This is a genomic window from Sorangium aterium, from assembly GCF_028368935.1.
Taxonomy (GTDB): Bacteria; Myxococcota_A; Polyangia; order Polyangiales; family Polyangiaceae; genus Sorangium; species Sorangium atrum.
In genome coordinates this window covers 950,355-962,654 of the sequence record NZ_JAQNDK010000005.1, presented here as the reverse complement: position 1 = coordinate 962,654, position 12,300 = coordinate 950,355, and the positions used below count along the sequence as shown (strand labels likewise).

The window sequence follows — 12,300 nt, the reverse complement described above, 5'->3', positions numbered from 1 at the left end:
TCACCTAGTTCCGGAGGGGCTTGTTGTTCATCAGCATGTACTGCATACGCTCGGCGCTCTTGGGCTCGCCGCACAGGCTGACGAACGCCTCGCGCTCGAGCTCGAGGATCTCGTCCTCGGTCACCTCGCGCGCCCCGCCGCCCGCGCCGCCGCAGAGCACCTCGGCGAGCTTGCGCGCGATCTTCGCGTCGTGCTCGCTGGCGTGGCCGCCGGCGACGAGCGTGTCGATCATCATCTGCAGCGTCGCGATCCCGCTCTCGCCCGGCAGCTTGTAGGCGCGCGGCACGGGCGCGTGGTACCCGGCCTCGGCCAGCCCGATCGCGCGCGCCTTCACCTCGTACAGCTGGCGCGCGCGGTCGAACGAGACGCCGTCCGTCTTGCGGAAGAAGCCGAGCGCCTTCGCCTCGTCCGCGCTGGTCGCCACCTTAGCGAGGGCGATGTTCTTGAAGACCTGCGTCACGATGTCGTACGTCGGCACCGTCACGCCCTCGGGGATCCCCTCCAGCGCGCGCCAGAGCATGTTGAGCGTCCCCGCGCCGCCCGGGATCAGGCCGACGCCGACCTCGACGAGCCCCGCGTACGTCTCGGCCGCGGCCTGCACCGCGTCGCAGGCGAAGCAGAGCTCGAGGCCGCCGCCGAGGGTCATCCCGTAGGGCGCGGCCACGACCGGCACGCTCGCGTACTTCAGCCGCTGGGTCGCGTCCTGGTACGCCTTCACCATCTTGCGGATCGCGTCCCAGTCCTTGTTGCCCGCGGCCATGGCCACGAGGAACAGGTTGGCGCCCACGCAGAAGTGCTCGCCCTGGTTGAAGACCACGAGCGCGCGGAAGTCCTGCTCTGCCTTCTCGGCGGCGAGCGAGAGCATCCCGATCGAGTCCGGATCGAGGCTGTTCGCCTTGGTCTTGAAGGTGACGCCGAGCACGCCGTCGCCGAGGTCCCAGGCCTCCGCGCCGTCGTTGGCGAGCACGGCCTTCGCGTCCCTCGCGGTCGCCCGCGCGCCGGCCAGCGTCACGTTGCGCGGATCGACGGGCCGGGCGACGTACTCGCCCTTGAGCAGATCGAACACCGCCCCATCGGCGCGGTAGAACGACGTCGCGCCGCTCTGCTTCATGCGGAGGATCGACTCGGGCAGCTTGATGCCGTCCTTCTGCATGCGCTCGACGGTCTCGGCGAAGCCGAGCGCGTCCCAGGTCTGGAACGGCCCGAGCTCCCAGTTGTACCCCCAGCGCATGGCGTCATCGATCGCCACGATGCTGTCGGCGATCTCGCCGACGCGCCGCGCCGTGTACGCGAGCGAGCGGGAGAGCACCTTCCAGGCGAACTGCCCGGCCTTGCCGGTGTCGCTGGCGAGCTTCTTCACGCGCGCGGCGGGGTCTTCGATCTTCTCGCACGACCTCGTGGCCTTCTTGATCGCCTCGTCGCCGCCGTGGGGGCGGTACTCGAGCTTGGCCGGGTCGAGCGTCTCCAGGCCTTCCTTGGCCTTGCGGTAGAAGCCGCCCTTGGTCTTGTCGCCGAGGAGCTTCGCCTCGATCATCTTCCGGATGTAGGCGGGCACCTTGAAGACGTCGCGGTCCTCGTCGCGCTCGAGCGCCGAGTAACAGTTGTCGGCGACGTGGGCGAAGGTGTCGAGCCCCACGATATCGCCTGTCCTGAAGCTCGCGCTCTTCGGGTGGGCCATGGCGATGCCGGTGATGGCGTCGACGTCTTCGGGCGCGAGGCCGTCCTCGATCATGAGGTGGATGGCGGTCAGCATCGCGTGGGTGCCGATGCGATTGCCGACGAAGTTCGGCGTGTCCTTGCCGAAGACGAGGCCCTTTCCGAGCACGTCCTCGCCGAGCTTCCGCACGCGGGCGACGACGGCGGGATCGGTGTCGGGCCCGACCACGAGCTCGAGGAGCTTCATGTACCGGACCGGGTTGAAGAAGTGCATGACGAGGAATCGCTTGCGGAAGTCCGCGGAGCGCCCTTGCATCATCTCCTCGATGCGCAGCCCGGACGTATTCGACGCCACGACCGCGTCGGGCCGCAAGACCTCTTCGAGCCGCGCGAAGAGGGCGCGCTTGGGCTCCATCTTCTCGATGATGGCCTCGATAACGAGGTCGCATTGGGCGAGCTCGGCGAAGTGGTCTTCGGTGTTGCCGGTGCGCACGAGGCGGGCGTTCGACGGGTGGAAGAACGCGGCGGGCCTGGCCTTGAGGGCCTTCTCGAGCCCGCCTGCGGCGAACCTGCTGCGGGCGGCCGGGTCCTTCTTTTCGGCGTCGGTGAGGTTCGGGGGCACGATATCGAGGAGCAGGACCTCGATGCCGGCGTTCGCGAAGTGGGCGGCGATGCCGCTGCCCATGACGCCCGCGCCGATGACGCCCGCGCGGCGGATTGGTTTCGTCATGCAGATCCTCCGGAGAGATGAATGGGGCGCAAACCATTGACGGAAAGGGCCCCGAGCGCAAGCGTATCCGAGGTGGACGGCCGCGCGGGAGAGCGAGCAAGGTCACGCGTCGCCGTCGAGGGCGCGCGCTGATCGGTGAGGCGCGGCGGGTCGCCGGGCGGACCAGCGCGGGTGTGCGACACGGAGCGACAGCTACAATGAGAGGCGGCGCACGTGGGATACCGCACGGGCCAGCGCGGGTGTGTGGTGCGAACGGCAGCTGCGATCGATGAGGGGCGGCTCACCGGAATGAGGGTGGCGCATCCAGGGCGGACGCGGGAGCGTCCCCTGGACTACCGACGACCCGCGCGTTCCAGAGATTGGCTATCTTCGGTGGGCTTCCGTTTCCGGGCGAGCGGGGGAGATGGGGAGTTGGCTGCTGGGACGACCTGTCCAGGGCGCCCGCCTGCAGCGAGGGCGTGCTCAGGTGAGGCCGCGAGGGCGCATCGGCTGGTGTCGGCCGCTCAGTGCCATGCTTGAGCGGACTGAACTGGCTGTCCGGTGCGGTCGTGCTCGGCGAGGAGGCGCTTCGAGATCTCGACGCACTCGATGCAGGTGGGGAAGCGCGACTTGTGCAGGCACTGGATCCAGGTCGCCGATCCTTGCGCCAGGAACTCCTCCGGATCGAGGTGCTTGCCGCAGGCGACGCAGTGGATGTGCTTGTGCTCGTGAGGCTGCGCCGGGCGCGCGGGCGCGAGCGCCTTCCGCTCGCGCTTGGTCAGTCGCTTCTCTCGCTTCATGGTCTCCTCGATGACGGGTGGCCGCACGGCCTCGTGCGGGCGCGGGTGAAGCTACCACGCGCCGCTGGGCGAGGGTTCCGGACGGCGGCGCGGAGGGCGGCGGCGCGGCGGTGCGGGACGGACCAGCGCGACATCCATCGCGGGCGGCGGCGCCGTGTGGGCGTGTGTAGCTTGACTTCCTTCAGATGGTGTGCGTGCAGCGACAGGCTACGGCGCACCGGGACCCGCGCAGCGATCCGGATGGCGCTGCGAGCGCGGCGCGGACTGCGGGAGCGGCGTGGGTGCTGGGCGGGCGCTTGCGAGGCGCCGCGCGCATCGACGGCGCGAAGAACAGCGGCGAGCGCGGCATGGATTGAGGAGGGGATGCGACGCGGAGTGCCCAGGCTGACCGTCAAGACCATGGGAGGTAGCGGCCGCGGCGATCACTTCCAGAACTCCCACCATCGCTTGGCGGCTGCCGCCATACGAGCTGCCTCCGCGAAGATGACGGAGGGGACACGCTCGACCTCTGGGCCCTCCTCGAAGACCAGCTGTTCGTCGTCCAGACGGTACAGCTGAAATACGTTGTACGACTCCCCCGACACGAGCTCGACCACGACCTGAACCGCGTCGACGTCCTCCAGTGCGCCGCGCGGCCGCACGCGCACGTCCCGGTAGACGGCGGCCGCGCGGAGGTTCTCTGCCACGGCCTTTTGCCTCAGCCGGGTGATCAGCAGGTTCGATCCATCGGAGCCGCCCTGCGCCGCGACCCCGATGTCGTACTTCCCGTTGGGCTGGACCGCAATGAATCCGGGGAGAAACGAGCCCTCTTGAAGAAGCGCACACTTCGCCAAATCGAGCGACCGCTCGACGAGCCGCTGGATCTCGAATCGCTTGGCGTGAGGATCTTTGCTCATGGATCGTGTCTCCTGTCTCCGATGATGGATCCACCTGCCTGCGGATCCGATGGCGCCGCGAGTGAGGCGGGCAGGTCGTTACATCATCATGGATACCCAGCAAGAAGAGGGCGCCGGCTCGGAGCGGCGAGAGCACGCGGTGCGTCTAGATCACCGACGCTCTCACCCATGGCGCCCTACTCCCGGGAGTGTCGTGTTCAGGGGAGAGCGCTCTGCTTCCTCCCAATCGGACGCACTGGCAGCGCTCGTCCCCCCTTCGTCGGGCTGTAGCGGGAAGCTCGTCAGGGGGGCAGCGCGACGGGCGAGCTCTTCCCCCGTGGCGGCGCGGACAGGGCGCGGTGGCCGGAGCTGCGGCAGGGCAGGCGGCGGGAGCTCCGCCCGCGAGCTTCTGGCCGCGAGCTCGGGAGGCGGCACCACGGGCGGAGGAGTGTCGAGCGCGCGGGGAGGTATCGGGGGCGGCGTCGGCGACGCCGAGCGCTCACGCTTGGTGACGGGCTCGCCGACCTGGACCACCACGGTCTCCTCCGCGTCCGTTCGGCGGTCGTCGTGCAACCGCCACAGGCGCTCCCAGTACCGCGCCGGCGTGCCGGTGAAGGTCTCCAGCTGCCGCGCGAGGCCGGGCGTCATGGGCAGGTCGCTCCTCAGCAGCCGCTCCACCTCCCTCGGTTCCAACCCCGTGCACTCGGCCAGCTTTCTCCTCCACGAAGGCGTCGTCGCACAGAACGACTCGAGGACCCTTCCCGGCCAGGGGACGGGGCGCCCTCGGGCGTCTCTCAGCTCGGCGAGCGCCGCATCGACGTGACAGTCCAGGAGGCGCCGGTAAAGGTCCCGCTCCCCCGCTGCCTGCTCCTTCGCATCGGTGAGGGCTGCCTCCTCTTCATCATGCGCCTGCTCGCGCGCCTCACGAAACCCCCGCTCGCGTCCCAGCGCTTCGCGCGCGGTAACCGCGAAGCCAATCGCGACGCACGCGATCATCGCGAGCCCGATCGGCGAGACGAGCCACATTGCACCCAGCATGTCCTCCATGTTCCCTCCTGAAACGTGAGCCTTCTTGTCCGGTGCACCGCGGAGCCCGGCCTTGTGCTGCCCGACCCAAGGCATCTCCTCGAATCCGCCCTTCGTCGCGCCTGCCACAGCGCGCCGTCTCGCCCCGCCTCCCAGGCGCGCCAGCACGCACCTCACCGTGCCCGCCGTGCTCGGCTTCTCCCCGTCCACACCCATCTCTGCGCCATCGCTCATCACGTCACCCGCTTCCCAGGCGTGCCAGCACGCACGTCACGTTGTCCGGCCCGCCGTGCTCGTTGGCGATGTCGACCAGCAGGCTCGCCGTGAGGCTCAGGTCGCGGTGCCTCCCGAGCACGCGCTCAATCCGCGCCTCGGGCACAGGGCCCCACAGCCCGTCTGAGCAGACGAGGAAGACGTCGCCCGGTTGGGTCGGCTCGACGCGCGACTCGATCTCCACGTTCTTGTCGCACCCGAGAGCTCGGGTCACCGCGTCCGCGCGCCCGCTCAGTGCCTTGAGCGCGCGCGCTCTCGCCACCGTGGAGCAGTTCCTCCAGCAGCGTGTGATCCCGGGTCAGCCGCTCCAGCTTGCCGCCGCGCATGCGGTAGACGCGCGTGTCGCCGACGTGCGCGATGTACGCCATCCCCGCTCCGAGCAGCACGCCCGCGAAGGTCGTCGCCATGCCGCGTGTCCGCTCCTGCCGCTGGCTCGCGTCGTAGATCGCGCGGTTGGCGCGGCGGACGCTCATTACCAGCCGCACCTCGTCGCGGTCGTGCGAGCTCCCCGTGCCGTAGGGCCAGGTCTCCTCGAGGTCTTCGGCCACTTCGAAGCAGCTCTTGACGACCTCGATGGCCATGCGCGACGCGACCTCGCCGGCCGCGTTGCCGCCCAGCCCATCGGCCACCATGAAGAGCCCGAGGCAGGGGAGCGCGGCGAAGCTGTCCTCGTTGTGGCTACGGCGCCGGCCCACGTCCGAATGCGCCGCCGCCTCGATGGCGAGCTGTGGATACACCTTCGTCCTCCTCGCGTGCTCGTCGCCAAGACGAGCCGAGCCATGGCGCGCCGCATATCGCGGCTCGCTCAATCCTCCTCACGACCACCTCAGCGCACGAGGCGCTGGCTCCCGCTCAGCGCGCGTGGGCCACGCCGGCGCACGCGCGCACGGCGTTCGCTCGTCCCCGTCAGGCGCCGGGCCCCAAACGGGTCCGCTTCTCCCGAGCTGCTGCCAATGGCCTTTGGATAGATATCCCGACTATAGGCCTAACGAAGCAGTGGAGGATTTCAGCAGACCACCGGCCCACCCGCCCGACACCCACGCTTTCTCAGCAGTGTTGTTAGCCCCGAGCAGCCCACCGACCCGCGTTGCCGCAGCACGCCGGAAAGTACTGCCTGGGCGCTCTCTACGTCCAGCCTCCTGAAGCGATGTTGCCCTTGATTTCTCGGGAGAAGCTCATTGCCTCCAGGGCTCTTCAATTTTCACACGATCGACCTGACCCGAAATCCCAGCAAACCCCGTTCACACCCGGCGCCCCGGCGCTCTCCGGCGGACCGACGGGCGCGGCGCTGCCGCCGTCGCCGGCCGTACCGGGGGTGAACTGCACCGCCGGCGCTTCGCCCGGACCCGCCGCATAGGCGATGCCCACCGCGTGGCCGCCTCGACCGCCGGCGCCGGGGCCACCATCGCCGCCTCGACCGCCTCGACCGCCATCGCAGCCGGGGATTGAGCCCACCTTGCCGGAAGCCTGACCGCCCGTCCCGCCACTGCCTCCAGTGCCACCGGGTACGCCGACCACTCCATCGCCGCCCTTGCCCGCCTTGCCCACGGCGACGGTCACGTCGGTCAGCACCAGCTTCGTGCCCAGGCTGAGGATCCCGACGCTCGACCCGCCCGCCTTGCCTCCGCCTCCTCCTTTACCTCCGCACCCGCCGGCGCCGCCGCCTCCGCCGCTGGCGCCGGGGCCCTCCACGGTGCCCGCGTCGACCGCGCAGAACAGGCCGGCCCTGGCGCCACCGCCGCCACCTCCCCCTTGACCTCGCTTCCCGGATATGCCGTTGCCACCGTCACCGCCGACGATGCCGGTCAGCGTCAGCGTCGTGCCGTTGCCGGCGGCGCCGACCGTGCCGGGATCGCCGCTCTTGCCGTCCTCGCCACGTCTGCACTCCTCAACGGCATCCGTTTGACCGATGCCACCGAGCCCCTTGTTGTTTGGGTTCGGGTCCGGCAACGGCGCGCCGTCCTCCCCGCGTAACCCGTTGCCGTCCTCCAGCCCCGGGGTGCCACCGCGCCCGCCTCGGCCGCCGCTGGTGTCGCCGTCGTCGCACGTGGTCACGCCGGGTTCGCCACCGAGGACGAGGCCGCACGCGTTCCCCACCGCCCCCGCGCTCGCGCCTGCCTGCGGCGCCTCCGCCGGCGTCTCGCCCTTCGCACCGTCCGTCGCGTCGCCCGCGGTCACGTCCACGTGCGCCAGCTCCGCCTCCACATCCGCCACCGCCACGCCGATCGACGACCCGCCCGGCGCCATCGCGCTCGCCGCGCGCACCGCGAAGCTACGCACCTTCGCCCCGCTCGCGCCCTCCGTCAGCGCCAGCGCGATCTTGTCCGCGGGCGCCTCGATCGCGCTTCGCGCCTCTGCGCTCCACGTCCACGCCGCGCCGCAGTCGAAGCCCCCGATCACCTCGACGCCGACCTCGATCGTCACGCTCTCCGCGAACGCTCCGCTCGCGCACGCCAGCACCCGCTTGCCGTTTGCGTTCGCGATCGCCTCCCCGAGCGACGCGTACGGCTTCGCCTTCGTCCCATCCCCACCCGCCTCGGCGCTCGCGCTCGCAAACACCGCGCACTCCTCCGTCACCGTGCTCGCGTCCTCGGTCGGATCCGCCTCGCACACAGCGTTGCCGCCGCCGCCACCTCCCTCACCGCTGCCTACGTCGCACACGAGCGTGAGCGTGCAGTCGTCCGGCATCACATACGGGAAGCATCCCAGCGGCTGGCTGCCCGCAACCATCACCCCCAGAATGAGCACCGAGACACCGCGAGCAGTCCGACGCATGCTTCTCTCTCCTCGATCCCCTACGCCCTGCTCAGAAGCCACCGCGTACTCCAATCCCGAGGCCGTTCGACCCGACGAGAGGCGCTACATGCACGCGCCGCTCGTTCACCGGGGAGCGCGAGATGAGGCCATAGACGAGTGTTCCGACCCCGACCGTCCCCGCACCGACGAAGCTCCAGAACGCCGCGTTGCTGAAGTCGTAGCGAGCGGCGACGGCGTCCTTCAGCTCCGTGCATCGCGGAGGTGCTCCGGGAGCCTTACACGCATCCAAGCCGCCCTCTTGGTGCAGCAGGCTTCGCTGCTCTTCCGCGTCGCTGGCGTTCGCGTTCGCCAGCACCGTGAACACCACCCCCGCCACCACCGCCGCCCCCGCCGTCGCCGCGCCGCCGATCAGCAGCGCCGTCCTTGGATCGCGGGCGTGCTCCTCGGCGCCGCGGGCCAGCGGCGCCATGGTCGTGTCCAGCCGCTTCGGCGGTGGTGCACCCGCCGATCTCTGCCGAAGCTCTACCCCATTCTCGATCTGCCCGCCGGCCACGAGCTGCACCGTCATCTTCTTCGTCTCGTAGTCCTCGTGCTCCACCGAGATCGTGTGCGCCCCCGGCTCGACGAACAGCGGATCCGCCAGCGGCGTCAGCCCCCGCAATGTGCCGTCCACGAACACGCGCGCCCCGTCCACCTTGGTGCGCACCACCAGCGTCCCCACCTTCGCCCGCGCCTCCGCGTACGCCGCTTCCCCTCGGGCGCGCTCCTCCGCCGTGCTCGTCGCGTCCTCCGCCATCTCCCGCACGCACCTCGCCAGGTGCTCCGTCGCGTCTCGATAACGGCCCAGCTTCAGCTCCGCCGCGGCCAGGTTGCCGCGGATCGTGTAGTGGCCGTTCAGCGCCAGCGCCGCCAGGAACGCCGCCCGCGCCTCCGCCCAGCGCGACTGCTCGAACGCTGCCACGCCCTCTTTGAACAGCTTCCGTGCCTGCTCCGTCATCGCCACCGTCTCCGCCTCCCCCGGCTGCGTCCTGCCCGGCGCTGCGCAGCACACCAAGGCCACGAAGCTGGCGATCGGAGCGCCACGACGAAGGATGGATGCCCACCCCCGGTCCGTGCTCGGCGCTTCGCGCCTGCGCGCGGCCCGCCCCTCCCATGTCCCGCGCTCCGCGCGGGACGGGAGGGGTGCGTCCCTCGCAACCACCTCAGCCACCTCCCAGCCGCGCCAGCACACACGTCACGTTGTCCGGCCCTCCGTTCTCGTTCGCGATATCGACAAGCAGGCTCGCGGCGAGGCTCAGGTCACGGTGCCTCCCCAACACCCCCTCGATCCGCGCCTCGGGCACAGGGCCCCATAGCCCGTCCGAGCACACCAGGAACAGATCGCCCGGCTTCGTCGCCTCCACACGCGACTCGATGTCCACGCTCTTCTCGCATCCCAGCGCCCGCGTGACCACGCTCGCACGCTCGCTCAGCGCTTCGACCGCCTCCCGCGCTCCGTCGCTGTCGCCGAGCAGCTCTTCCAGCAACGTGTGATCCCGCGTCAGCCGCTCCAGTCGGCCCCCGCGCATCCGGTAGACGCGCGAGTCGCCCACGTGCGCGATGTACGCCATGCCGCGCCCGAGCAGCACGCCCGCGAAGGTCGTCGCCATGCCGCGCACCTCCTGCTGCTGGCTGGCCTCGTAGATCGCGCGGTTGGCGCGCCGCACGCTCAGCACAAGCCGCACCTCGTCCCGATCGTGCGGCGTCGCTGTGCCGTACGGCCACGTCTCCTCGAGCTCTTCGCCCTCCTCGAAGCAGCTCTTGACGACCTCGATCGCCATGCGGGACGCCACCTCTCCGGCCGCGTTGCCGCCGAGCCCATCGGCCACCATGAACAGCCCCACGCACGGCAGCGCCGCGAAGCTGTCCTCGTTGTGGCTACGGCGCCGGCCCACGTCGGAATGCGCTGCCGCCTCGATGGCGAGCTGTGGATACACCTTCGTCCTCCTCGCGCGCTCGTCTTCGGGACGAGCCGAGCCATGGCGCGCCGTAGACAGCGGCGCGCGTTCGTTCAGATCGGAGAAGGCCGCGCCACACGCGGCCTTCGCTACGTCGCTACCTCAGCGCAGCCGCAGCACCGCCAGCACCACGCCGCACACCACCGCCAGCACGAAGAGCACCGCGCCGAGCAGCGCCAGGCGCGAGCTGCGCCGCTCGGTCTCGCCCTTGTCCGGCACCGCGCTCACCCACGCCTCGTCGTCCGCCTCCTGCATGGTGGCTCGCTCCTCGGTGGCCCACTGCTCCACCTGGCTCGCGAGCCGCACGAGCAGCGCCTCCATCCGGGGGTCCTCGACCCCATAGATCTCCATGACCCGTCGGGCACGCTTCTCCGCGAGCCGCTGCTTCTCCGCCGGCGGCGTCGTCGCGCACCACACCGGATCCATCCACCGGTCGAGAGAGGCGTCCGGGGCCTTCAGAGCGGTTCGGATGTGGTTCGGTGCGCTCATCGTGCTCATCCTCCACACGGCGCTTGCGCCGAGAAATCCCAGCAAACCCCGCTCCCACCCGGTGCGCCGGCGCTTGCGGGCGGACCGCCCGGCGCGGCGGCGCCGCCGTCGCCCGCCGTGCCCGCGGTGAACTGTACCGCGGGCCCTTCGCCCGGCCCCGCCGCATAGGCGATGCCTACGGCGTGGCCGCCTCGACCGCCCGCGCCGAAGCCCCCACGGCCGCCGTCACCGCCATTTCCTCCCTGACAGCCGCGCCTCGAATCGCCTTGTCCGGAGCCTTCCCCACCGGCCGCGCCTGCACCACCAGCCGCACCAGCCTTGCCGGCCGCGCCATCCCCGCCCTTTCCCGCCTTTCCGACCGCCACGGTGACGTCCGTCAGCACCAGCTTCGTGCCCAGGCTGAGGATCCCGACGCTCGACCCGCCGGCCTTACCGCCGCCGCCGCCTTTCCCACCGCACCCACCGGCACCGCCTCCGCCGCCGCTGGCGCCCACGCCATCGACGAGGGTCGTGTTGAGCAAGCAGAACGTCCCCGACTTGGCACCGCCGCCGCCTCCGCCCCCTTGACCACGGCCGCCGGTGATGCCCGCCATCTCCGCCGCTGATCCCGGCGAGCGTCAGCGCCGTGCCGCTGCCGGCCGACCCGGGACCGCCAGGCGCACCCGGCGCGCCCTCCACACCGCTTCGGCAGTTGCCTGAAGGATCTGTTTGCCCGCGCCCCCCGAGCCCGTACTCCTCCGGATTCGGCTCCGGCATCGGCTCTCCATCGCGCCCCGCCTGCCCGTTGCCCTCCTCCGTCCCCGTGATCCCTCCGGTCCCACCGTCTCCGCCGCGCGTCTCGCCGTCCTCGCACGTCGTCGCGCCCGCGGTCCCGCCGATGACCTGGTTCGGCGCCTTGCACGCGTTCGACGCGCTCATCACCGGTGCGCTCGCTCCCGCCACGGGCGCCTCCGTCGGCGTGGTTCCGCTCTCGCCGTCCATCCCGTCGCCCGCGGTCACGTCCACCTGCGCGAGTTCCGCCTCGACGTCGGCTACCGCCACGCCGATCGACGAGCCGCCCGGCTCCGTCGCGCTCGCCGCGCGCACCGCGAAGCTACGCACCTTCGCCCCGCGCGCGCCCTCCGTCAGCGTCAGCGCGATCTTGTCCGCGGGCCCCTCGATCACGCTCCGCGCCTCGGCGCTCCACGTCCAGCCGGCGTCGCAGTCGAAGCCGCCGATCACCTCGGCCTCCGCCCCGATCGTCACGCTCTCCGCGAACGCCCCGCTCGCGCACGCCAGCACCCGCTTGCCGTTCGCGTTCGCCACCGCCTCCGCGAGCGACGCGTACGGCTTCGCCTTGGTGCCGTCGCCGCCCGGCATCGCGCTCGCGCTCGCGAACACCGCGCACTCCTCCGTCAACGTGCTCGCATCCTCCGTCGGATCCGCCTCGCACGCGGCGTTGCTGCCGCCGCCACCTCCCTCGCCGGATGGCAGCGCATCCAGGCACATCCCGAGCATGCAGTCTGGCGCAGCGAAGAAGCAGCCCCCAACGTGAGCTCCGAGCGTTACGCCCGCCACGATCAACATCGCAGAGGTCCACAACCTGTGCTGCATCGTATCTCTCCCCCAGGACGAACAGCCGCCGGCCGTCATCACGTGCCCCTGTCGGCGCTCGGCGCTTCGCGCCTCCGCACCACCGGCCCCTCCCGCATCCCGCAGTTGGCGCAGGACGGGAAGGG

Annotated in this window: 11 protein-coding genes; 1 reads left to right on the top strand and 10 read right to left on the bottom strand. The window is 70.9% G+C overall.

Going from position 1 to position 12,300, the window contains the following annotated elements:
- Positions 1 to 4: 4 nt before the first annotated feature.
- Together POL72_RS41965 and POL72_RS41960 are read right to left on the bottom strand one after the other, a co-directional pair.
- A complete protein-coding gene (locus POL72_RS41965; protein ID WP_272102488.1) occupies positions 5 to 2,386 on the bottom strand; it encodes a 3-hydroxyacyl-CoA dehydrogenase/enoyl-CoA hydratase family protein in 2,382 nt (793 codons plus the stop codon).
- 503 nt (positions 2,387 to 2,889) lie between these two features.
- Positions 2,890 to 3,165: a hypothetical protein gene (locus POL72_RS41960; RefSeq protein ID WP_272102487.1), complete on the bottom strand. Its 276-nt coding sequence runs from the start codon at positions 3,163 to 3,165 to the stop codon at positions 2,890 to 2,892.
- A 194-nt stretch (positions 3,166 to 3,359) separates the two neighbouring features.
- Here POL72_RS41960 and POL72_RS41955 point away from each other — a divergent pair, with 194 nt between their 5' ends.
- Entirely contained in the window at positions 3,360 to 3,521 is a 162-nt protein-coding gene (locus POL72_RS41955; protein WP_272102486.1) for a hypothetical protein, read from the top strand.
- Between the two features lie 66 nt (positions 3,522 to 3,587).
- Here the strand turns inward: POL72_RS41955 and POL72_RS41950 are convergent, their stop codons facing one another.
- From POL72_RS41950 to POL72_RS41915, 8 genes are all read right to left on the bottom strand, one after another.
- On the bottom strand, positions 3,588 to 4,061 hold the full coding sequence (locus POL72_RS41950) for a hypothetical protein (protein ID WP_272102485.1): 474 nt from the start codon (positions 4,059 to 4,061) through the stop codon (positions 3,588 to 3,590).
- Positions 4,062 to 4,223: 162 nt separating this feature from the next.
- On the bottom strand, positions 4,224 to 5,087 hold the full coding sequence (locus tag POL72_RS41945; RefSeq protein ID WP_272102484.1) for a helix-turn-helix transcriptional regulator: 864 nt from the start codon (positions 5,085 to 5,087) through the stop codon (positions 4,224 to 4,226).
- A gap of 338 nt (positions 5,088 to 5,425) precedes the next feature.
- A complete protein-coding gene (locus POL72_RS41940) occupies positions 5,426 to 6,076 on the bottom strand; it encodes a PP2C family protein-serine/threonine phosphatase (RefSeq protein ID WP_272102483.1) in 651 nt (216 codons plus the stop codon).
- A gap of 457 nt (positions 6,077 to 6,533) precedes the next feature.
- Positions 6,534 to 8,114: a hypothetical protein gene (locus tag POL72_RS41935; protein WP_272102482.1), complete on the bottom strand. Its 1,581-nt coding sequence runs from the start codon at positions 8,112 to 8,114 to the stop codon at positions 6,534 to 6,536.
- 31 nt (positions 8,115 to 8,145) lie between these two features.
- Positions 8,146 to 9,093, bottom strand: coding sequence for a PEGA domain-containing protein (locus POL72_RS41930; RefSeq protein WP_272102481.1), 948 nt, complete (start codon positions 9,091 to 9,093; stop codon positions 8,146 to 8,148).
- A 205-nt stretch (positions 9,094 to 9,298) separates the two neighbouring features.
- Positions 9,299 to 10,072 carry a PP2C family protein-serine/threonine phosphatase gene (locus tag POL72_RS41925; protein ID WP_272102480.1) on the bottom strand — a complete coding sequence of 258 codons (774 nt, stop codon included), beginning with the start codon at positions 10,070 to 10,072 and terminating at the stop codon, positions 9,299 to 9,301.
- Between the two features lie 123 nt (positions 10,073 to 10,195).
- On the bottom strand, positions 10,196 to 10,582 hold the full coding sequence (locus tag POL72_RS41920; protein ID WP_272102479.1) for a hypothetical protein: 387 nt from the start codon (positions 10,580 to 10,582) through the stop codon (positions 10,196 to 10,198).
- A gap of 429 nt (positions 10,583 to 11,011) precedes the next feature.
- Positions 11,012 to 12,175, bottom strand: a complete 1,164-nt coding sequence (locus POL72_RS41915; protein ID WP_272102478.1) for a hypothetical protein — start codon at positions 12,173 to 12,175, stop codon at positions 11,012 to 11,014.
- Positions 12,176 to 12,300: the final 125 nt, after the last annotated feature.